This window comes from Thiocapsa imhoffii, assembly GCF_016583985.1.
Classification (GTDB): Bacteria; Pseudomonadota; Gammaproteobacteria; order Chromatiales; family Chromatiaceae; genus Thiocapsa; species Thiocapsa imhoffii.
Window position 1 is genome coordinate 123,114 of record NZ_NRSD01000008.1, and the last position, 19,533, is coordinate 142,646.

At 63.2% G+C, this 19,533-nt stretch carries 23 protein-coding genes; 13 read left to right on the top strand and 10 right to left on the bottom strand.

All coding sequences use genetic code 11. From position 1 onward, the window contains the following. Window positions 1–43: 43 nt before the first annotated feature. Both CKO25_RS09775 and CKO25_RS09780 read right to left on the bottom strand, forming a co-directional pair. Window positions 44–526 (bottom strand): aminoacyl-tRNA deacylase, encoded by a 483-nt coding sequence (locus tag CKO25_RS09775; RefSeq protein WP_200387745.1) that lies wholly within the window; start codon window positions 524–526, stop codon window positions 44–46. A gap of 109 nt (window positions 527–635) precedes the next feature. Then, entirely contained in the window at window positions 636–1,286 is a 651-nt protein-coding gene (locus CKO25_RS09780) for a DUF938 domain-containing protein (protein WP_200387746.1), read from the bottom strand. 188 nt (window positions 1,287–1,474) lie between these two features. Between CKO25_RS09780 and CKO25_RS09785 the strand changes: the two genes are divergently transcribed. The 3 genes from CKO25_RS09785 to CKO25_RS09795 all read left to right on the top strand — a co-directional run bounded on the left by CKO25_RS09785 (window position 1,475) and on the right by CKO25_RS09795 (window position 4,325). Next, entirely contained in the window at window positions 1,475–2,767 is a 1,293-nt protein-coding gene (locus CKO25_RS09785; RefSeq protein WP_200387747.1) for a hypothetical protein, read from the top strand. A 33-nt stretch (window positions 2,768–2,800) separates the two neighbouring features. Then, a complete protein-coding gene (locus CKO25_RS09790; RefSeq protein ID WP_200387748.1) occupies window positions 2,801–3,409 on the top strand; it encodes a hypothetical protein in 609 nt (202 codons plus the stop codon). Window positions 3,410–3,557: 148 nt separating this feature from the next. After that, the gene (locus CKO25_RS09795; protein WP_242467537.1) at window positions 3,558–4,325 is read left to right on the top strand and encodes a VOC family protein; all 768 of its coding nucleotides are present in this window, start codon (window positions 3,558–3,560) and stop codon (window positions 4,323–4,325) included. Between the two features lie 94 nt (window positions 4,326–4,419). Here CKO25_RS09795 and CKO25_RS09800 read toward each other — a convergent pair whose 3' ends face one another. Beyond that, window positions 4,420–5,589: a class I SAM-dependent methyltransferase gene (locus CKO25_RS09800; protein ID WP_200387780.1), complete on the bottom strand. Its 1,170-nt coding sequence runs from the start codon at window positions 5,587–5,589 to the stop codon at window positions 4,420–4,422. 189 nt (window positions 5,590–5,778) lie between these two features. Between CKO25_RS09800 and CKO25_RS09805 the strand changes: the two genes are divergently transcribed. After that, on the top strand, window positions 5,779–6,276 hold the full coding sequence (locus CKO25_RS09805; RefSeq protein WP_200387750.1) for a DUF2452 domain-containing protein: 498 nt from the start codon (window positions 5,779–5,781) through the stop codon (window positions 6,274–6,276). Beyond that, a complete protein-coding gene (locus CKO25_RS09810; RefSeq protein WP_200387751.1) occupies window positions 6,273–6,911 on the top strand; it encodes an SOUL family heme-binding protein in 639 nt (212 codons plus the stop codon). Before CKO25_RS09805 ends, CKO25_RS09810 begins: the two co-directional genes overlap by 4 nt. A 161-nt stretch (window positions 6,912–7,072) precedes the next feature. Here CKO25_RS09810 and folB read toward each other — a convergent pair whose 3' ends face one another. Beyond that, a complete protein-coding gene (gene folB, locus CKO25_RS09815) occupies window positions 7,073–7,423 on the bottom strand; it encodes a dihydroneopterin aldolase (protein WP_200387752.1) in 351 nt (116 codons plus the stop codon). Window positions 7,424–7,528: 105 nt separating this feature from the next. Here folB and plsY point away from each other — a divergent pair, with 105 nt between their 5' ends. Beyond that, window positions 7,529–8,116: a glycerol-3-phosphate 1-O-acyltransferase PlsY gene (gene plsY, locus CKO25_RS09820; protein ID WP_200387753.1), complete on the top strand. Its 588-nt coding sequence runs from the start codon at window positions 7,529–7,531 to the stop codon at window positions 8,114–8,116. An 87-nt stretch (window positions 8,117–8,203) separates the two neighbouring features. On the opposite strand, the gene cysG is transcribed toward plsY, so the two are convergent. Next, window positions 8,204–9,628 carry a siroheme synthase CysG gene (cysG, locus tag CKO25_RS09825; RefSeq protein ID WP_200387754.1) on the bottom strand — a complete coding sequence of 475 codons (1,425 nt, stop codon included), beginning with the start codon at window positions 9,626–9,628 and terminating at the stop codon, window positions 8,204–8,206. Window positions 9,629–9,724: 96 nt separating this feature from the next. Between cysG and CKO25_RS09830 the strand changes: the two genes are divergently transcribed. From CKO25_RS09830 to dsrE2, 3 genes are all read left to right on the top strand, one after another. Then, complete coding sequence (locus CKO25_RS09830) at window positions 9,725–10,036, top strand: rhd_2599 family sulfurtransferase (protein WP_200387755.1); 312 nt, start codon at window positions 9,725–9,727, stop codon at window positions 10,034–10,036. 185 nt (window positions 10,037–10,221) lie between these two features. Continuing rightward, window positions 10,222–10,452 (top strand): sulfurtransferase TusA family protein, encoded by a 231-nt coding sequence (locus CKO25_RS09835; RefSeq protein WP_200387756.1) that lies wholly within the window; start codon window positions 10,222–10,224, stop codon window positions 10,450–10,452. A gap of 61 nt (window positions 10,453–10,513) precedes the next feature. Continuing rightward, window positions 10,514–10,996 (top strand): sulfur carrier protein DsrE2, encoded by a 483-nt coding sequence (dsrE2, locus tag CKO25_RS09840; protein WP_200387757.1) that lies wholly within the window; start codon window positions 10,514–10,516, stop codon window positions 10,994–10,996. A 227-nt stretch (window positions 10,997–11,223) separates the two neighbouring features. On the opposite strand, the gene CKO25_RS09845 is transcribed toward dsrE2, so the two are convergent. Beyond that, window positions 11,224–12,516 (bottom strand): OmpP1/FadL family transporter, encoded by a 1,293-nt coding sequence (locus CKO25_RS09845; protein ID WP_200387758.1) that lies wholly within the window; start codon window positions 12,514–12,516, stop codon window positions 11,224–11,226. 445 nt (window positions 12,517–12,961) lie between these two features. On the opposite strand from CKO25_RS09845, the gene CKO25_RS09850 reads away from it, so the two are divergent. From CKO25_RS09850 to CKO25_RS09865, 4 genes are all read left to right on the top strand, one after another. Continuing rightward, window positions 12,962–13,864, top strand: coding sequence for a LysR family transcriptional regulator (locus tag CKO25_RS09850; RefSeq protein WP_200387759.1), 903 nt, complete (start codon window positions 12,962–12,964; stop codon window positions 13,862–13,864). A 113-nt stretch (window positions 13,865–13,977) separates the two neighbouring features. After that, window positions 13,978–14,376, top strand: coding sequence for a hypothetical protein (locus tag CKO25_RS09855; protein ID WP_200387760.1), 399 nt, complete (start codon window positions 13,978–13,980; stop codon window positions 14,374–14,376). Next, entirely contained in the window at window positions 14,373–15,443 is a 1,071-nt protein-coding gene (locus CKO25_RS09860) for an AI-2E family transporter (RefSeq protein WP_200387761.1), read from the top strand. The genes CKO25_RS09855 and CKO25_RS09860 overlap by 4 nt, the downstream gene beginning before the upstream one ends. A gap of 20 nt (window positions 15,444–15,463) precedes the next feature. Next, window positions 15,464–16,570, top strand: a complete 1,107-nt coding sequence (locus CKO25_RS09865) for a S1C family serine protease (protein ID WP_200387762.1) — start codon at window positions 15,464–15,466, stop codon at window positions 16,568–16,570. A gap of 233 nt (window positions 16,571–16,803) precedes the next feature. Here CKO25_RS09865 and CKO25_RS09870 read toward each other — a convergent pair whose 3' ends face one another. The 4 genes from CKO25_RS09870 to CKO25_RS09885 all read right to left on the bottom strand — a co-directional run bounded on the left by CKO25_RS09870 (window position 16,804) and on the right by CKO25_RS09885 (window position 19,461). Continuing rightward, window positions 16,804–17,061, bottom strand: coding sequence for an FmdB family zinc ribbon protein (locus CKO25_RS09870; protein WP_200387763.1), 258 nt, complete (start codon window positions 17,059–17,061; stop codon window positions 16,804–16,806). Between the two features lie 143 nt (window positions 17,062–17,204). Next, window positions 17,205–17,549: a tetratricopeptide repeat protein gene (locus CKO25_RS09875; protein WP_200387764.1), complete on the bottom strand. Its 345-nt coding sequence runs from the start codon at window positions 17,547–17,549 to the stop codon at window positions 17,205–17,207. Between the two features lie 80 nt (window positions 17,550–17,629). Further along, complete coding sequence (locus tag CKO25_RS09880; RefSeq protein WP_200387765.1) at window positions 17,630–18,310, bottom strand: hypothetical protein; 681 nt, start codon at window positions 18,308–18,310, stop codon at window positions 17,630–17,632. Between the two features lie 26 nt (window positions 18,311–18,336). Next, complete coding sequence (locus tag CKO25_RS09885) at window positions 18,337–19,461, bottom strand: hypothetical protein (protein ID WP_200387766.1); 1,125 nt, start codon at window positions 19,459–19,461, stop codon at window positions 18,337–18,339. Window positions 19,462–19,533: the final 72 nt, after the last annotated feature.

Sequence of the window (19,533 nt, forward strand, 5' to 3'; positions counted from 1 at the left end):
GGCGCAACACGGCCTGGGCACGGACGCGGTCGCGCCGGTCGCTTCATACGGCCATGGCGAGCAGCCGTGGCTGGAGCAGCCGCATTGCATCGGTGGTTGCCAACGCGATGATGTAACCGCGCTTCCCGCCATTGATAAAGATGCGCGGCAGATCGGCGATGCTCCGTTCACAGTAGACGGGCATCTGACGTCGCGTGCCGAACGGGGAGGTGCCGCCGACCTGATAGCCAGAGTGCTTCTCGGCGATCCTGGGCAGACAGGGGGTGATGCGCTTCACCCCCAGCGCGCGGGCCAAGGTCTGGGTCGAGACCTGTCGATCACCGTGCATGAGCACGATCAAGGGGTTGTCACGATCGTCCTGCATGATCAGCGTCTTGATGACCAGATGCTCGTCGACCCCGTGATGACGGGCGAATTGAGCGGTTCCCCCACCCTCGACATAGGGGTACGGGAAGCCGGCGAAGGGGATGTTGGCCGCACGCAAGGCGCGCACGGCCTGGGTGACGGGTTCTTTGGTCGTCTTCATTGCGAACCGATGCCTTGTTCCGCCGGCGCGCGGCCATGGGCCCAGAGGTGATCGGACGCACACTGGGCACGCCAGGCTGCCGGGCCGTCAGGTCGCGGGATCACCGGCGTCATGCTTGGGTTAGTGGGGCGCCCACCGGGTCGTGCGGTTGCGACGCGCTGGTCTCGGCACGCCAGACCAACAGACGGTTGTTCACCGGCATGGCATGATCGGCGCACAACTCGAGTCCCTGCGCACGGCCGAGTCGAGCCAACTGTGCCACATCGCGCAGGCCCATCGCCGGGTTGTGAGCGCGCAGCATGGCATCAAACTGCGCATTGCTCTCGCTCGTGAAGCGGCCGTCGCGATTGAACGGCCCGTAGAGTGCGAAATGACCCCCGTCAGCCAGGATCTTGCCAATGCCCGCGAACATCGCTGCGACGGCCGACTCTGACATAATGTGCGCCGTGTTCGCGCTGAACACGGCATCACATGCTGGTACTGGCCAGGGTCCCAGGACATCCAGTTCGAGTGGTGGCGGAAGATTTGCCAGTTCGGCATCCGCCAGCCAGCGGTGAATGCCCGGCAGGTTCTCGCTACGATCGCTCGTTTGCCAGATCAGGTGGGGGAGGTGCGCAGCGAAGAACACGGCATGTTGTCCGGTCCCGCTGCCAATCTCGAGCAGCCTCCGCGCCGTTCGAAACAATGGGGCGATCACCTCGAGGATGGGATGCTTGTTTTCTTCGCAGGCTTGCGAGTAGGGTTTCTCGAATGAAGACACGGTTATTACTCCCCCACCAGATCGACGAATCCTTGAATCTGATCGGGACATCGGGGCGCGCTCCGTGCCTGACAAGGCACGCCTCGGCCCGTCGATCCGGTTGGCGGTCGATGGGGAGGCGGTGCTCCCAGGTCGCGGCGGGGGTGGGCCTGGTGGTGCTCCTCTCGGCCTGTGCGCCGTTACCGCGAGTGGATCAAGCGCGCCCGCCAGAGGACCTGCCGGTCACGCCCGCGCATCCGGTCGCGCGCCCGCCATCATGGCAGCCGGAGTCCGACGCCACCGCGCCGCGCACGCGACGTCCCCAGTCGAGTGCGAATGGGCCGATCCTGTTCGACGATCCCAGCACCTCCCCCGTCCTCTTTAGTCAGGATCCGGAGTTGTTGCGGGCCGAGGTGGCAGCGGAATGCCGCTCGGCGCAAGCCATGCGGATTCAGGATGCGCTCCCACGGATCGCGACCGCGCTCTACCTTTCGGTGATTGATCCAGCGACCGGCACCGAGGCCTTGATCCTTGGGAACTGTGGCACGGCCGAAGCGATCGTCCGCGAGATGGTGGCGAAGGGAGGTGAGCCCGCGCTGCGCCCCGTCGTCGAGCGCGCCCTGGCATTGAGCGCCCCGCGCGCGCGCGGGGCCATCGAGACCGCCGGCGCCGACGGTCTCGCGCGATCCGCGGAACTCGCCGGACTCGGTGACGGACCAACTCGGCGGACACGGCACGAGGCGATGGCCTACTTCCCGTCCATCGGATCCGCTTCGCGGGTCACCTCCGCGCAGGCACCAGCATCCCTTTACCGCAGTGCGCAAGCCGGGTACGGGGTCTACACGTTCGTCCTGGTTGGCCCTGGGTTCGAGCGCCTCCCCGAGGCCGATCAGCTCCGACATCGCGAGCTCTTTCGATTGATCGAGACCTATGCCGGGGCGGATGAGGAGGCAGGGATCGCGCCTCAACCCGAGGCGCATGTCTTCCTCATCCCGGTGGATGCGGAACTCGCCGGTCAGCCGCTGTTCAACCAGGTGGCCGCGGGGCTGTCCGACCGCATGCGTCGTCAACTCATCGCCGAACTCAGTGATCGTGGCGAGACGGAGGTCGCTGGTGGTCTCGAGACCGGGGCAGGCCCCTTCCTGGTCACGACACTGGCGCCGAGTCTGTTCGCCAGCGAGGCACACTCGCCACGGTTGCTTGCCGATCTCTCGGGCCTGGGCATCGAGCATCTCTACACGATCGTGGACGCCTTCGATCGAGGGCTTGTCGCGAATGGCGCGGGGCAGACCGCCGCGTTGAGCGCGCTCGGCGAGCGACTCGCCCAAGGCGTGCCGCGCTCGATCGCGGGGCAGCGTGATCTGGGGGCGGATCCGGCCGCAGGCGATCGACCCTGGTTTGTTATCCTCGAGGAGCCTGGAGCGTCCTCCGCGAGCGAGCGCGATGGTCCAGTGGGTCAGAGCACTGAACCATCGCGACCAGGCGTCCAATCCGGCGCATGACATGCGTGCTATCTTGGAGTCCATTTTGACATTATGAATATCATTCCAAGTGGTGTCGGCAGTCTCATTCGCTTCCTGATCGGAATCTTTCTCCTACAGGGAGTCACGGGACTGCTGCTCTACACCGCCCTGAGCACCGATTGGCGCACCACCTGGCCGCTGTTTCTCTTGCTCGCCGCGTCGATTGGCATCCTGGTGGCCTTTTGGTTCAACACCATCGTGGTGGCGGATCGACACCGCACGGTCTCGCGGATCAGCGAACGCTTCTCGAAGGAACGCGAGAAGATTCGCGTTAAGGCCGAGCAAATTCGGGCGAAGGTCGGGCGCGATAATGCCCGACTCGAGGCCAAGGTGCGCCAGCGTGGTTCCATCAGTGCCAGCTTGAAAACGAGTGCTGTCGTCGGCGGGGCTGTTGGCCTCGGCGTGGCGATGATGATGGCGCAATTCGTCACCCTTGGCCTCTTGACCTTGACGACCGCGGGGGGCGTGGCGCTGGGTTACACGGTTCGGGTTCGGCAGGAGAAACGCATTGTTGCCAAGCGGCTGGCCGAGGAGGAGCGCATGATCGGACTCGATGAGGTCCCGGTCAGACGCCGTCTCACCGGCCATCAAGCTACTCACGAGGATGCGGAGTTCCATTGACCGAGCGCTGACGCCGGCCGCGCGCCAAAGCGCGATCACCCAGGATCCATCACCGAACTGGATCAGGCTGAACTGAAGGCCCGTGCGAGCGGTTGCCGTGCGGCTGATCTCTCTGGTCCCGACTGCGAGGAAGACGAGCATGCCCCTGATGACAGCATACGAACCCGGTACCTTTTGCTGGGTGGATTTAGCAACCAATGCGCCCGCCGCGGCCAAAGGCTTCTATGGCGAGATCCTTGGTTGGAGCGCCGCGGATGTTGAGACCCAGTACGAGGTGCCCTACAGCCTTCTGTTGCGCGATGGACAGCGCGCCGCGGCGCTCTACGAGATGGCGCCGGAGCAGGGCGCCTTCCCTTACTGGGCCGCTTATGTGCGCGTCACCGATATCGAGGCTAGCGTGCGCCGGGCCACGGAGTTGGGTGGCCGTCTCGTGATGCCAGCGGTCGAGCTCATGGACCTCGCGCGGATGGCCTACGTGCAGGATCCGACCGGGGCGGTCCTGGGGCTCTGGGAGCCCCGCACGCTCTTCGGTGCCGAGCTGGACAATACCGAGGGGGCGCGCAGTTGGTGCGAGTTGCAGACTCGCGACACGAGTGCCGCCACGCGCTTCTACGAGGGGCTCTTCGGTTGGCGGACGCGCACCAGTCGCAGTCTCATGGATGGGCGCTACACCCTGTTCGAACAGGATGGTCGGGAGGTTGGCGGCATGATCGAGCTCGACGCCGAGTGGGGGACGATGCCACCGAATTGGTCGATCTATTTTGGTGTCGAGGATTGCGATGCCGCGGTTGCCAAGGCCAAGCAACTCGGTGGGTCGCTGGTCATGGATGCTCAGGAGGTCGCTGGTGTCGGTCGCTTTGCCTTTCTCGCCGACCCCCAAGGGGCCATCTTCGCGATCATTCAATTCGGCCACTGATCCGCTCGGCGGGTTCCTTGGACGGGTCTTGCTCCGGACCCGTGCGGATCAAGGGGTGCCCGATCCCGTGCTGATTGGGCACCGTCCAGGCCATTCAGAGCCGATCGCGGAGATCCCGTTCGACCAGGCCACACCAGGGTCCCGCGACGCCCCGACTCAATCCGATCACCTTGAAGCGCTCTCCCATGGCCGAGGGCAACAGCAGTTGCTTGGCGCCCGACACCAGCGCGAGGTCGGCGGTGTGCTCGGACAGCAGGCGGTCGATCCCGCAACCAATGAGGAAGTTCGCCTGGGTTGTAAAACCAGCGAGTTCGAAACCGGCCGCGATGCCGGCTTCGGCAACCGCGGAGAAATCCACATGGGCGGTGATGTCCTGCAGGCCGATGTCGCGATAAGGATCATCGTGCGCCCGGTGGCGCGCATGGCACATGAGGGTTCCCATCGAACGGTCGGGTTGATAATAGGCGCTGCGCGGGTAACCGTAATCGATCAGCAGGACCAGGCCGGCCGCGAGCGCACGATCGAGTTCTCGCAACCAGGGCGCGAGGCGCAAATTGATCTCGGAACGATACCCCGGGGTTCGCGCGTAGCCCTGCTCCTGAAGTGCGGCAACGGCGTCGCGCAGACCGATGGAGCGCACGGGTGCGCGCTCCTCTGCCAACCGATCGCCGGCATCAGTGACAACGATCTCCTCGATTGCACCCTGTGGCGAAATTGCGAAACGGTGGACCGGCATCGCATCGAGCACCTCATTGGCGAGGATGACGCCCTGAAAGGCAGAGGGTCGCTCGCTCAGCCAGCGACAGCGCTCACTCAGGTGCGGAACACGCTCGGCGATGTAGGCACGCTGTCGCCATTGAAGATCCGGACTCGGCTCCAAAATGAGGTACTGGCGGGGCAAGGAGTGGGAGCGTTCGAGCGCGGCGAGCAGATCGGCTGCCAGCACGCCGGTACCGCCGCCCAGCTCCAGGATGTCGCCGCCGGCAAGACGGTCGAAGACCTCGGCGCACTGACGGGCGAGACAGCCCGCAAACAAGGGCGAGATCTCGGGGGCGGTGACGAAATCTCCGGCCGCGCCAAATTTCACCGCACCCGCCGCATAGTAACCAAGCCCGGGGGCATAGAGTGCGAGCTCCATGAAGCGGTCGAACGGCAGTTGTCCCCCGGCGGCGGCAATCTCGGCGCGAATCAGGGCGGTGAGTTCGGCACTGATCTGGTCAGCCAAATCAGCGTCTGGAGTCCGTTGGTTAGGATCAGCTGGCATCTCGATCTTGAGGTTGCTGCAATTGATTGAGACGAACCGCGTCCGGTTCGGTGTGCCACGGGTTCGTACGCGGCTGACGATCGCCGGGTGCTTCGAGAGGTCAACCATGACGGGTCATCCGGGTCAATGCAAGCATTGCGAGACCACCCGCGAGTACGCCAATCGCTTCCATCACGAGAGACGAGATCCATGAACAACGAGGACAAGGGCCTCCTTCACCGGGGCGCGGCCCACAGCTCGCCCTATCCGGTGAGTCGTCTGGCTCCGGCCTTTGATTCCAGTTCGCTGGCGAGCGAAGTCGCCAAAGCGGAATCCATGCTCAGCGCGCGCACGGGCGCGAAGCTGCGTGTGATCGCCGATCAGATCAAGCTCCTCCAACAGGAGGCGCGTCAGGTCTTAGCGGACGCGCGCGAGGAACAAGCCCTGAATCACGCGCATTGTGCGTTCAAACGCATCCCCGGTCGGACCTATCACCTCTATCGCAAGGCTAATGGCGAGACCTTCTTCTCGATGCTGGCACCCGCCGAATGGGGCGGGGGAATGCCCTATGACTTCGTCGGCTCCTATCGGCTCGAAGCGGACTATTCCTGGACGCCCGCCGAGCGCGCGCATCAGCGCGACGATACCGGTGAGTTGGTCGAGCAGTTGCTGCGGATCGGTGGGCTCAGCGCGCGAGGCGAGTCATGAAAACGGTGCTCATCGTCCTTGTGGGGCTCGGCATACTGAGCGTCGTGGCCATTGGGGTCTTTGTGTTCGTCGTGCAGAACGTGGAGACGCCCAACGCGGTGGTGGTGGTGCAAGAGGGGCCGTTCGAGGTGCGCGATTATCCGGCGCTGGTGATCGCGGAAACCCGCCACTCAGGTCCGCGCCAAGAGGCCTTGAGCGCCGGCTTTAGGCCCTTGGCGCGATACATCTTTGCCAAGGAACGCGCGGGCGACTCCATCTCCATGACGGCTCCGGTCATGCAACAGTCCACCGACCGAATCGCCATGACCGCCCCCGTGATCCAGACGGCGAGTGATTCCGACGACTGGATGGTTAGCTTCATCATGCCGTCGTCATATGAGCTTGATCAACTGCCGGCGCCGGACGGGGCCAAGGTGACCCTGCGCGAACTCCCGGCGCAGCGTCGCGCGGCGGTGCGGTTCAGCGGGCGCAGCGACGATGCCACGCTGGCGCGTCAGGAAGCGGCGCTGCGCGAGTGGATGAGCGCACGCGCACTGGAGCCGGAAGGCGCAGCCATCTATGCCTACTACAACGACCCCTTCACTCCAGGCTTCCTGCGTCGCAACGAGGTGCTGATCAACGTCGCGCGCCCCTGAGCGGTAGCGTCATCGAGACGCTGCTCGCGCAACGATGCATGCGGCGACTCCGCCGGGCGCCTGACCATCCTGCACCAACCGAGCCTCGAGTCCGTCATCCGCGAGCCGAAGGATGACGAGTGGGCCGGGCCGGCATGGGATCGAACCTGGTGACCGGCCGCTCAACCGCCGCGTTCGATCACGACACCGACATCGACCGCATCCCCGACCGCTCCGGGTTTGCTCAGACTGAGACGGAGCCAGCGCACGCCGAACTCGTCGCGCAGGATCCCCGCGCAGTGCTCGGCGAGACTTTCGATGAGGTCGAAATGATGGGTCGAGACCACGTGCCGGAGGCGTTGGGTGATCGCCTCGTAATCGAGCGCATCGGCAATCTGGTCGGTTGCCGCGGCCCGTGCCACGTCGCTCGCGAGTTCGAGCTGAAAGATAACCGGACGCGGGATCTGCTTCTCCCAGTCGTGGATACCGATGATGGTCTCAAGACGAAGGTTGCGGATGTAGACGATGTCCATGGATGAATCGAGGGCTGATGGCGTGGGGCCTGACCGGACGTGGTGGCTGTGCGCGAGCGGTAAAGATCTTGACCTACATCGGCTTCCCATGTCCAATGCCGGACCATGATGATGAACTTCAGTCTGCTGCTTTTTGCCTACCTGCTTGGGTCCGTCTCCAGCGCGATCATCGTGTGTCGCTTGATGGGACTTCCCGACCCCCGCACGCAGGGATCGAAGAACCCGGGCGCCACCAATGTGCTGCGCGTTGGCGGCAAGACGCCAGCGGCGATCACCCTGGCCGGGGATAGCCTCAAGGGGCTGATCCCGATGCTGCTCGGACACCTCCTAGGCGTGACGCCCCTGGTGCTCGCAGGTATCGGCCTCGCGGCCTTCATCGGGCATCTGTTTCCGGTCTTCTTCGGCTTCCGTGGCGGCAAGGGCGTGGCGACCGCGCTGGGCGTGCAGTTCGGGCTCTTCTGGCCGATCGGGCTGGCGGTTGCGGCCATTTGGTTGTTCGTCGCCAAGGTGCTGAAGATTTCATCGCTTTCGGCCTTGATCTCGATGGCGTTGGCACCGCTGATCGTCTGGTTGTTCTGGCCCGATCGGGCCTTGATTGGTATGCAGCTCATCATCACGGGGCTCCTGTTCTGGAGACACCGCAGTAACATCCGCAACCTCATCACCGGGACCGAGGGCCGCCTCGTCGACTAAGTCGGGTCGCTGCCGGCCGGTGGGTCGGCCTGCTCCTAGAGGCTCTGGCCGCCCAGATCAGGCAGCGATTCCAGCCCGTCTCCGCGCTCAGGTCACGACGCGCGTCGTGGCACCGAGATGTGGATGGTCGGGCGGGTTGAACCAGCTGAGTTTCTCGCGCAGTTTCACCACCTCGCCAACGATGATGAGGGTGGGCGGTTCCGGCGGGTCTGCTTCGACCTGCGCGACGATGGTCGAGAGTGTGCCAGAGTAGAGTCGTTGCTTGTGGGTGGTGCCCTGCTGGATCAGCGCGACCGGCATGTCGGGTGAGACGCCGTGCGCGATCAATCGCTCCGTGATGATGGGTAGACCAGCGAGACCCATGTAGAACACGAGGGTCTGACTCGGTTGCGCCAAGGCGAGCCAGTTGAGGTTGATGCTTCCGTCCTTGAGGTGGCCGGTGACGAAGGTCACGGACTGGGCATAATCACGATGGGTGAGCGGGATGCCGGTATAGCTCGCGCAGCCCGCTGCGGCAGTGATGCCGGGAACCACCTGGAAGGGCACGCCCTCGGCGGCCAGCGTGTCGATCTCCTCGCCACCGCGTCCGAAGATAAAGGGATCGCCGCCTTTCAGGCGCAGTACACGATGCCCATCCTTCGCGAGATCGGCCAGGAGGCGGTTGATCTCCTCTTGCCGCATCGCGTGATGATTGCGCTGTTTCCCCACATAGATGCGGCGCGCATCGCGTCGCGTCATCTCCAGGATTGGCTCCGCGACCAGCCGATCATAGACCACGACATCGGCCTGTTGCATGAGTCGCAGCGCGCGGAAGGTCAAGAGGTCGGGATCGCCGGGGCCGGCGCCGACCAGATAGACCTCGCCCATGTCCTGGTCGAGGGCATCGGCCGCGAGTTCCCGGTCGATGATCGCCTCGGCCTCGGCGAATTGCCCAGCGAAGAGTCGTTCCGCCACCGCGCCTTCGAGGACACGGTCCCAGAAGCGACGACGATCCCGTTGGTCGCTGAACCGTTCCTTAACGCGGTCGCGATAGCGTGCGCAGAGCTCACCGAGTCGGCCATAGCCCGCGGGGATGATGGATTCCAGCCGCGTTCGCAAGAGACGCGCGAGCACGGGCGACGCCTTCCCGGTTGAGACCGCGATCACGACTGGCGAGCGATCGACGATCGATGGCAGCAGGAAGGTACAGGCCTCTGGATCGTCGACGACATTCACCGGAAGATCGAGCTCGCGCGCCAGTTCGCCAATCTGGCGGTTGACCTCGCGGTCATCCGTGGCGGCGATGACCAGGCGGTGACCGGGCAGATCGGATGGCTCGAACCGCCGCGCCTGGTGATGAATCGCACCGCGTTCCACCTGTTGAGCCAGGGTGTCGCTGAGAGCGGGCGAGATCAGGTTCACGGATGCGCCGGCGCGCAACAGACTGCTGACCTTGCGGGTCGCGGTTGCACCGCCGCCGACGACCAGGCAGGGTCGCCCTCTGATGTCTTGAAAGATCGGCAGGAAATCCATGGTCCTCTCGCAAGTCTGTGACCACGTGGGTCATTGAGTTAGACGTCAAAAGTCCTTAATATACTTAAATACTTAGGTTTATGGTAGGACGACGACGTGATCGACGAGATTGACTCCGAATCGCTGCAGCAGCGGATCGCCGATGGGGGGGATCTGTTGTTGGTCGATATTCGCACCCCCGCGGAGATCGCGCAGGGTGCGATCCCGGATGCGGTGAAGCTGCCCATGCATTTGATCCCAATGCGGATCAGTGAGTTGCCGAAGGACCGTGACATCGTTCTCTACTGCCGCAGCGGGGCGCGCTCCTATCAGGCGTGCGCCTACCTGTTGCAACAAGGCTATGACCGAGTCTTGAATCTGCGCGGTGGCATCATTGCCTGGGCCCGCCACGGCTACCCGATCGTGTGACTCTCACAGCCGCGCTCGGCGGGCGATCCCCGGGGTGAGCGCTCATGCCCCCAGTGCGTCACGGCATGCCGGGAGACGCGGATGACGCTGGATGCCTGCCTTGCCTTTTCGCACTGTTTCGCCTATAAAATCGAATTCCCGAGTCTACTGATATTCTAAAACTCCACCCGATCGAGAGGTTTCCCATGGCAGATTTTGATCAAGAACTCGATGCTAGCGGCCTGAACTGCCCACTGCCCATCCTGCGCGCCAAGAAGACACTCAATGGCATGACGGGGGGGCAGATCCTGCATGTCGTCGCGACCGATCCGGGCTCGGTGAAGGACTTCGACGCCTTCGCCAAACAGACCGGCAACGAGCTGATGGAATCGAAGGAGGATGGCGGCAAATTTCACTTCCTGATCAAGAAGTGCTGAGCGAGACGCTGTTCTTGCCATTCGGCACCCACCCGCCAGCCACACGACCCGCGAGGAGGACATGATGGAAGACAAGAAACTCGCAATCATCGCCACGAAGGGCTCTCTCGACTGGGCCTATCCCCCCTTTATCCTGGCCTCGACCGCATCGGCGCTGGGCTATGAGACCCAGATCTTTTTCCCCTTCTACGGCCTACAGTTACTGAAGAAGAAGCTCGCGCTCGAGGTCACCCCGCTCGGCAATCCCGGGATGCCCATGCCCATGGGAATGGACAAGTGGTTTCCGGTGCTGGGCATGGCGCTCCCCGGCATGCAGTCGATGATGACCGCGATGATGAAGAAAAAGATGAAGGACAAGGGGGTCGCGAGTGTCGAGGAGCTGCGCGATCTGTGCCAAGAGGCTGAAGTCAAGCTGATCGCCTGTCAGATGACGGTCGACCTGTTCGACATGGATCATGCGGATTTCATCGATGGCGTCGAGTATGCGGGCGCCGCCGCCTTCTTCGAGTTCGCGGGCCAGAGCGACATCTGTCTCTATATCTGAGGCATCACCATTCTGGAACGGAGGCTATCCGTTCCAGTCGCGGCCACCATCCCCGCCTGTTCCTATGATGATCCGAACGCTTGTGTCTTGCGCTCGGGTGCCTGAACAGGATCGACCGCCGGGTCGATCCTGCTCCCACAATCCCACCGCTTGCGCGGCAACCACATCAAGTGTGACGTACCGAGGTGACGGCTGCCGTCCTCGTCGGTTGCGCCCCGGGCGCGGGCTCAAAACACCTTGCTGATCTCAAGCCCCACGAGGTGTGCATCCATTTTGTAATCTCCATTGAGCGCCGAGGTTCCATTGATGTCCCCTGCAAGGCTCGGTTTAGTGCTGCGATACGACCGCTCCTTGGCCTTGACGTACAGATAACCGGCCTCCACCGAGAACCCTTGCCCGAGTTGCTGCACGAAGCCCAGCCCGAAGAGTTGACGGTCGTTGTCGGGGACCCGCGCACTGAAATGGTCATCCCGCTGGCCGGTCTCGTCATAGGAGTAGCCGAACCGCAACCCGGTCTGGGGACGGATCTGGTAAGTCAATCCGAACCGATAGGCATTGGCGTCGCGCCAGGCGTTGGTGTCGCTGAAGATGGCGTTGCCCAGGCGCTGTCCCTTGATCTCAAGTCGGTTGAACGCACTCCAGCCGGTCCGCGTCCAGTCAAACTCGGCCGCCAGCGCGTCGGTGAAGCGATAGCGCACGCCGAGTTGGAGGCGCCACGGCAGATTCAGATCAACCCGCGCCCGTTCGGCGGGTGGCAAGCGACCGATCGCAACCAGGGTCGGGCTCCAGGGCTGATAGTCGCCCTCCAGTCCAATCGTTGCGCCGGAGCGAAAGGCGGCGCCGACACTCCAGTCCTGGGCGCGGTAGAGCAGGCTGGCGTTGAAGCCGAGGTCGGCACCATCGCCGATCAAGCTGGCCGTGGTCGAGTCGAGCTGGGCTGTTTTCACCCAATAGATGTCGAGTCCGAAGGCCAGGCTCAGGTGTTCGTCCACCCGATAGGCCAGGCTCGGCGCGAGATCGAGGATTTCGAGTTTGCTGGTGGTCGGATGCCCCCGCGGAACCTCGGGGTCGAGGGGGGGCGGGACCGGGATACGGACAGTTCCACTCAGGGCTGGGAAGGTCCCATCGGCCCACCGGGTCTCGAGCCCAAAGGGCGCGCTCAAGCCCAATCCAAAGCGCCATCTCTCGTCGATCTTGAGTGCGCTGTAGAAGATGGGTGCCGCCACCCACGCCGCCCCTTGGCTGTCATGCTGGCCGGAGGCGGTGGTGACACTGAAATTCGGCCCGATCAGGAGGGAGCCTAGGGCCACGCTTGAGCGCTCGTGAAAGCCCATGGCGGCGGGGTTATAGGCAAAGGCTCCGATCTCATCAGGGTTGGCGACCAGGGCGTTTGCGAGCCCAACGCCAGCACTGGATGCCTCGGGCAGGGAGAAGCCGGATGCCAGGGCCGAGGTTGGCGCGAGCAGCATGCTGGCGATGGTGAGTCTGGTGATCGAGTGATGCCTGATCCAACGGCTCATGTGGTGTGCCCTGTATTCCCAGTCGCTGTTCGAGCGCGCTCGGTTGTCACTGCGTGAGCAACGGAACGCCGTTGATCGATCCATAAAATGGCTCGCAAATCAGTCATATCGTGTACATCATGGCGCCTCATGGAGTTCAATCGATTCGGTGGCACCGCTTATTCAAGAGGCTCCGGTGACCCTGTTAGGGTTGATTGTTCACAAATAGTGTTGATCAGGGTCGCCTAGATGGCAAGGCTAATCGGATGATCCCATCGATTCAAGCCTTCGGATGGTGGTCGGTTGGGTGGCCGGCTGAGTCTGGTGTCGGGACGTGCCCTACGCTCGGACAGCGCTTGGCTGAGGTACCGTGCATTCTGGGCGCCTGCGCGTGGCGCGGGGTGGCTGTCTGTGATATAAATTGCGTTTATTTAGCCATCGTCGCCGCCGACCTGTCCTGATCGAGATGGCAGACCGCAGACTCCAGGTTTTCCACACTGTCGCCCGGCTGTTGAGCTTTACGAAGGCCGCCGAGGTGCTGCACATGACGCAACCGGCGGTGACCTTCCAGATCCGTCAGCTTGAGGAGCATTTCAATACGCGACTGTTCGACCGCACCCATAACAAGATTAGCTTGACCGACGCGGGAGAGACCGTGTTCGCGTCAGCGGAACGCATCTTCGAACTCTATGCGGAAATGGAAAACGCGGTCGGTGCGATTACCGGGGAGGTGACCGGGGCACTCGCCATTGGAGCCAGTACGACGATCGCCGAATACATGCTGCCGACCCTCCTTGGCGACTTCAAGAAACGCTACCCGGAGATCAGTATTCACCTCAAGGTGTCGAACACCGAGGGGATCGTCTCGATGGTCGAGAACAATGCCATCGATCTCGGCGTGGTCGAGGCCCCGGTTGGCAATAAGAACCTGGTCGTGGAGCACTGCAAGCGCGATCAACTCTTCGCGATCATGCCACCGGGCCATGCCTTGACGCGTTGTGAGCGTGTGAAGTTCGATCAGCTGCTCGAGTATCCGTTTATCTGCCGGGAGGAGGGGTCGGGCACGCGCGAGGTGATCAATGACTACCTCAATCTGCAACAAGGCTGTCAATCATCGCTGAAGGTGGCGATGGAACTGGGCAGTCCGGAAGCCGTTAAGGGGGCTGTCGAAGCTGGGATGGGCGTGTCCGTCGTCTCTGGCGCGACCATCCAAAAGGAGTTGAAGCTGGGGACCTTGGTCGCACTTCAGTTGGATCCACCCCTCGATCGGCCATTCTCGTTCGTGCATCAGAAGCAGAAATTCAGGTTGCGCGTCATGGATGAGTTGCTCGAGTTCGCCCGGGCCTACTGCCGCTCCTACGACACCTGAAGGCTCCGCATGTTGCCGTTATCTTCACGTCCAACCCTTGCGAAACAGGGGGCGCCGATGGTGTCTCGCGCAGCCGGTTGCGCCCGTCCGACCGCGGCGGGGTGCCTAAGCCGATGACTGAGTTCCGTCGATCCTCGCCTGCCGAGCGCCGGCTGTTGCGGGTCTTCAATCAACTGGAGACCGCTCAGCGCGAGACCCTGTTGAGCTTCGCTGAATTCCTCCTCCAGCAAGCACGCGCCGACCGGGTGCAACCGCCTGCGCTTGCGGAGCCGACCCCGATCCCCCGTCCGGAGAGCGAAAGCGTGGTCGCGGCGATTCGGCGTCTGTCGCAAACCTATGCGATGCTCGATCGTGGTCCGATGCTCAATGAGACCTCGGCGCTGATGTCCGCCCATGTGCTGCAAGGACGCGCGGCGGCCGAGGTCATTGATGAGCTGGAAGGATTGTTCGCGCGTTATTACCAGGATTATCGAGCCAGCCACCACTCGACAGGTTCGCCCTCGAACACATGAAAATCGTCGCGGATTGGTTTCGGCGTTATTTCTCGGACCCCCAGATCATCTTTTTGGGGGTCCTGCTGCTGATCGTGTTCGCGGTGTTGCTCACCTTGGGGAACATGCTCACGCCGGTGTTGGCCAGCATCGTCATCGCCTATCTGCTCGAGGGGCTGGTGTGTCAACTGCAGCGCCGGGGTTGGCCGCGGTTACCGAGTGTCATCCTGATCTATATCGCATTTCTGGTCTTCGTGGCCTTGGTGCTCTTCGGCGTCATGCCACTGGTGTCGCGGCAGATCACTGAATTGGTGCAGCAATTGCCCTCCATGATCTCAGTCAGCGCCGCGGCGTTGCTGGATCTGCCGGCGCGTTATCCCGACCTGGTGACCGAGGCACAGATCGCCGAGCTGATCGGCGCGATCCGCGCCGAGACCGTGTTGTTCGGTCAGCGCGTGCTGTCCTGGTCATTGGCGAGTGTCGTGGGGATCATCACCATTTTGGTCTATCTGATCCTGATGCCGCTGTTGGTCTTCTTCTTCATGAAGGACAAGGATCTGATCTTGAGCTGGTTCCGGCGCTTTCTACCGCGCCATCGCACGATCGTGAATGTGATTTGGAAGGATGTCGACCGTCAGATCTCGAATTACATTCGCGGCAAGGCCTGGGAGATTCTCATCGTATGGGCGGTGAGCTACGCCACCTTCTACGCCTTTGGTCTGAAGTACGCGATGCTGTTGTCCTTACTCGTGGGCTTGTCGGTGATCATCCCCTTCGTCGGGGCCGCGGTGGTGACCATCCCCGTGCTGTTGGTCGCTTGGTTCCAATGGAGCTGGACACCGCCGTTCATCTGGCTCGCCGTCGCCTACTTCATCATTCAAGCACTCGATGGCAATGTGCTCGTGCCTCTGCTGTTCTCCGAGGTCGTTAATCTCCATCCCGTTGCCATCATCGTCGCGATTCTGGTGTTTGGCGGCATTTGGGGGTTTTGGGGCATCTTCTTTGCCATTCCGCTCGCCACACTGGTCCAGGCGATTCTGAGCGCCTGGCCCGTTCCTCCCGACGAGTCGGCTGATGTCCTGCCTTGACCCTTTCTGATGATTCGCCAATGCATGCCTTCGCGCTAAGCCGTTTCCTGTTTTGGTTCGTGATCTTCTTCCTGATCGCCCTGGCGAGTCGGCCATGGGTCGAGTCGCTGCTGATCCGCTACGAGGCCGAGCCGCGGCCGGTCCTCGCGCGCGGCGAGCTGGCCGCGGATGAGCAGTCGACGATTGCCATCTTTGAATCCGTGAGCCCCGCGGTTGTCTACATCACGACCTCGGGGCGGATCCTCGATCTGCTGTCGCGCAATCTTCTGGAGGTTCCACGGGGCACGGGCAGTGGGTTCGTCTGGGATCGCTCTGGCCATGTCGTGACCAACTATCATGTCGTTGCTGGTGTGCAGTCGACCTATGTCCGTCTTGCCAATCAGCGCAGCTATCAGGCGGCCTTGGTTGGGGTCAGTCCCGAGCACGATATTGCTGTGTTGCGCATCGATACGGGCGGGCGCGGCCTGGAGCCGGTTCCGATCGGCTCGAGTCACGACCTGAAGGTCGGGCAGAAGGTGTTCGCGATCGGCAACCCGTTTGGTCTGGATTATTCCTTGACGGCGGGGGTGATCTCCGCGCTCGATCGGACGATTCCCTCCGAGGATGGTCGGCGGATCGAGCACTTGATCCAGACCGACGCCGCGATCAATCCGGGCAACTCCGGCGGTCCACTGATCGATAGCGCGGGCCGTGTGATCGGTATGAATACGGCGATCTTCAGTCCGTCGGGCAATTTTGCCGGCATCGGCTTTGCCGTGCCGGTCGATACCATCAATCGCATCGTCCCACGCTTGATCGCCTACGGTCGTTATGTGCGCCCATCGCTCGGGATCATCACCGATCGCGACCTCAGCCCACGTCTGCTCGAGGGGCGCGGCCTCACGGGCGTGGTGGTCTTACGTGTGCAGGAAGGCTCGCCGGCGGAACGGGCCGGTTTGCAATCAGCGCGCATCAACATCGACGGGACCTTGATGACAGCCGATGTCATCCTCGCGGTCAATGACATACCCGTCGATTCAGTCGAACGTCTCCTGACGACCCTCGAGTCCTTCCTGATCGGTGACCGCGTGACGCTGCGCATCGATCGCGCGGGCCGTCTCATCGAGGTGGAGGTGGTGCTGGGTTGAGCGCTCCGGACACTCGGCCCGCGCGCGTGGGACTCCTGGTCTCCGTGGGGCGTGAGTCGGCTGCGTCGGGCGGGGGTTGGGACAGGAACCCGATCGTGACGGCCCCCAGGGCGCCTACAGAGCGCCCTATCGGGGGCCGCGGATGTCCGCGGCCCTGCTGGTGTTGCGAGTGAGCCCGATGCCGAGCTTAAGAAGGAAGCTGGCGGATCGCTTTGTCGGGCGAGTCAGACCGATCAGTTGAGGCCGCACATGCCGCCAGGACAACAGGCTCCCGTCGAGCACGCCGGGGCGGTTCCACTGCCGAGGTTGCGACTCGATACCAGATTTCCACCCGTCGCCAGGCGGTGCACGGGGGCATCAGCCGGGGTCTCGCCGAGTGGGGTGCCGGTGCGCTCGCACACTTCCCCCCAGTTCGCGAGGTTCTCACTCATTCGGTGTGTGACTTCGACGATGCGGTCATTGGACTCGCAACGATAATCATAGGTGGGCATCGCTGAGCTCCTTGGAATATCGATCATTGCTAATACGATCATTATATCCACCGCTCGAGTGTCGACAAGAGGCTCGATCGAACCACGTCCTCCGGGGTCTGCCCAGGGTTGGGCGGCGGCGGGTGAGGGCGGATGGTCCAGTTCTAGGTCGCATCGCCGGGGTCGGTCTGATCGTGTTCCCGGGCCGCTCGTTTGCGAAACACGGCCATTTCCTTGGCGGCTTGGACATCCCCCTTGCTCTGTGCGACGGCGATTCCCTGATCGAAGGCCGCGACCGCCTCGCTAGGGCGCCCAGCGGCCACGAGGGCCTTGCCATATTGTTTCCAGGCCGCGGAGTAACCCGGGTCGAGACGCACGGCCTCGGCCAGATGTGTCAGGGCCGCAACCGTCTGCCCCACCTTCAGATATTCGGCTCCCAGGCTGAAGCGGAGCAAGGCTGAATCTTGCCCCCGCTGCAGCATGGTCTCGCCTGTTTCGATCATTCCCATGGTCATCTCCAACCGGCGGCCGTGGCCGATTCAGTGCAACGGAATGCTTCAGCCCATGTGGGGTGCGCATCACATGTCACTCAAGGTTGGGTGCAATCGCCGTGATGGCAAATGACCTCCAGGATCCGACCGTCATGGCAGGGGACGCGATGTCGTTCCCAATCGCTCCCGGACTGCGCGAGGATGGCGCCGCTGTGGCCGAGTTCGCAGCCCAGGGCGATGGCATAGCGCTCCGCGTAGTAGGCCCAGATCCCAACCGCGGCCTGCCGAGGTTCAGATGCTTGCCGCGGTTCGGGTGAGCGAACCGATGCACCCTGGGCACCCCGGCGCAGGTCCCAGCGGCGTCGCAGCGAGTTGAGGGCATTGTCGAGGTTTTCGGCGTAGCGCGCGGTGACATCGCTGGTCACTAAGCGATCATCGGCGCTCTGCACTTGCATGGCCTGCAGCAGTACGCGTGTTCCCATGGGTTCGTCCGAGAAGATCACCTGGATGCGAATCAGGGTCTTGGGTGCGCGGGGATCGTGGATGTCCTCATCCTCGATCAGGTGTTCCAAGTCGATGCTGTTCGTGGTGGCGTCAACCTGGACCCATCCGCTGGCGGTCGCCGAGGCCAACGCGACCTCGCGTGCCTCCTCCACCGTGGCTTGGAATAAGAGGATGCCGGGTCCAGCACGGGGTTGCGGAGCCGCTGCAATCTCGGCACTCAGGGCAAGGATCAAGAGCAGGCGGCCGGTCGTGGTCTTCAGCGCGACGGTCGCCATCGTGACGCGGGGGCGCGCGTCGTGCCTCAGAGCAGACCGCGACAGTCGCTATCCTGGCATTGCACCAACATGCTATCGGCGTTGAGACAAGGGATTCGATAGACCTCGCCATCGCTGCGACTGTCGATCAGGATGGCCCCTTGGCTGGTGATGTTGCACGCGCGCAGCCGGGCGAATTGCTCCGCGTAATAGGCCGAGGTGGATGCGACCGGGATCGGATCAAACGAGGGTAGCGGGTCCTGCCTGGGTGCTGGAGGAGTCGCGCTGGGCATCTGCGGGACCGGGGCGGGGAAGGCCATCGGTTGGACGGGCGCTTGCGATGCCGTCCCGCGCATCATGATGTTCGTGGCGTCGACCACCGGGGCTGGCCCGCCGGGCGTGCGACGCGGTTGTGGTGCCGGTGGCATGGCAGCCATCGGTGGCGTGGTCGGTCTGGGTTCGACGGGGGCACGATCCGCGACGGTCGCTGGGGGGGCGACAGGCGTGACCGCGGGGGCTGGAGTGCTCGTGGGTGCGATCAGCGCAGCGGCGGACTCGTTGGTCCAACTGCTCGGCTGCCGCTCGGCGAGGATGGGCTCATCCAGGCCTTCGCTGCCGAAATCCTCATCGCCATCGTCCTCCGCGGTGCGTGCCCCGCCGATCGGTGGGGCGGCCCGAGCCACCCGGCCGCGATTCTGCGACCAGGAGGCGTGGAGTGATTCCAGAGATTCCATCAGGGCGGGTCGCGCGGCCTCGGTGGCATCGATGCGCGTCGGACTCGTTCCGCTCGGGGTCGGTGACAGGATCGCGGCGTCGAGTGCGACCTTCACCCCCCCGCGCTCATCGACGAAATAGGAGGTCACCTCGACGTCTCCAACCGTTGTCGCCATGCGTTGCGCCAACGGCGAACCGGGATCGAGTGGTCGTTGCACCACGAGGCGGTCGTCAGTCGATTCGACAATGGCCCAGCCGCGGCTGCGCGCGGCGCCCATGGCGATGGCCTTGACCTCCTGGGTCTTGGCATTGGGGAAGAAGAGCTGTGGCTTGTGCTCCAACGACGTCATTGAGGGACGAAGATCGGTATCGGTCGTCGTCGGGGAGACGGCGCAGCCGATCTGCAGCAATCCAAGCGCGACGCTACCACAGAGGGACATGGCGAGATGCAGCTTCAAACCAAACCTCAAGCACGTAAAGAGGGAGCACAAGTGAAGTCATGGTCCCGGATCGAGCGACATGGATCAACA

Bases quoted from the DNA above. Each gene is read 5' to 3' on its own strand.
- CKO25_RS09775 (WP_200387745.1), bottom strand. From the start codon at position 526: ATGAAGACGACCAAAGAACCCGTCACCCAGGCCGTGCGCGCCTTGCGT.
- CKO25_RS09790 (WP_200387748.1), top strand. From the start codon at position 2,801: ATGAATATCATTCCAAGTGGTGTCGGCAGTCTCATTCGCTTCCTGATC.
- CKO25_RS09795 (WP_242467537.1), top strand. From the start codon at position 3,558: ATGACAGCATACGAACCCGGTACCTTTTGCTGGGTGGATTTAGCAACC.
- CKO25_RS09800 (WP_200387780.1), bottom strand. From the start codon at position 5,589: ATGCCAGCTGATCCTAACCAACGGACTCCAGACGCTGATTTGGCTGAC.
- CKO25_RS09805 (WP_200387750.1), top strand. From the start codon at position 5,779: ATGAACAACGAGGACAAGGGCCTCCTTCACCGGGGCGCGGCCCACAGC.
- CKO25_RS09810 (WP_200387751.1), top strand. From the start codon at position 6,273: ATGAAAACGGTGCTCATCGTCCTTGTGGGGCTCGGCATACTGAGCGTC.
- folB (WP_200387752.1), bottom strand. From the start codon at position 7,423: ATGGACATCGTCTACATCCGCAACCTTCGTCTTGAGACCATCATCGGT.
- plsY (WP_200387753.1), top strand. From the start codon at position 7,529: ATGATGATGAACTTCAGTCTGCTGCTTTTTGCCTACCTGCTTGGGTCC.
- cysG (WP_200387754.1), bottom strand. From the start codon at position 9,628: ATGGATTTCCTGCCGATCTTTCAAGACATCAGAGGGCGACCCTGCCTG.
- CKO25_RS09835 (WP_200387756.1), top strand. From the start codon at position 10,222: ATGGCAGATTTTGATCAAGAACTCGATGCTAGCGGCCTGAACTGCCCA.
- dsrE2 (WP_200387757.1), top strand. From the start codon at position 10,514: ATGATGGAAGACAAGAAACTCGCAATCATCGCCACGAAGGGCTCTCTC.
- CKO25_RS09845 (WP_200387758.1), bottom strand. From the start codon at position 12,516: ATGAGCCGTTGGATCAGGCATCACTCGATCACCAGACTCACCATCGCC.
- CKO25_RS09850 (WP_200387759.1), top strand. From the start codon at position 12,962: ATGGCAGACCGCAGACTCCAGGTTTTCCACACTGTCGCCCGGCTGTTG.
- CKO25_RS09855 (WP_200387760.1), top strand. From the start codon at position 13,978: ATGACTGAGTTCCGTCGATCCTCGCCTGCCGAGCGCCGGCTGTTGCGG.
- CKO25_RS09860 (WP_200387761.1), top strand. From the start codon at position 14,373: ATGAAAATCGTCGCGGATTGGTTTCGGCGTTATTTCTCGGACCCCCAG.
- CKO25_RS09865 (WP_200387762.1), top strand. From the start codon at position 15,464: ATGCATGCCTTCGCGCTAAGCCGTTTCCTGTTTTGGTTCGTGATCTTC.
- CKO25_RS09870 (WP_200387763.1), bottom strand. From the start codon at position 17,061: ATGCCCACCTATGATTATCGTTGCGAGTCCAATGACCGCATCGTCGAA.
- CKO25_RS09875 (WP_200387764.1), bottom strand. From the start codon at position 17,549: ATGGGAATGATCGAAACAGGCGAGACCATGCTGCAGCGGGGGCAAGAT.
- CKO25_RS09880 (WP_200387765.1), bottom strand. From the start codon at position 18,310: ATGGCGACCGTCGCGCTGAAGACCACGACCGGCCGCCTGCTCTTGATC.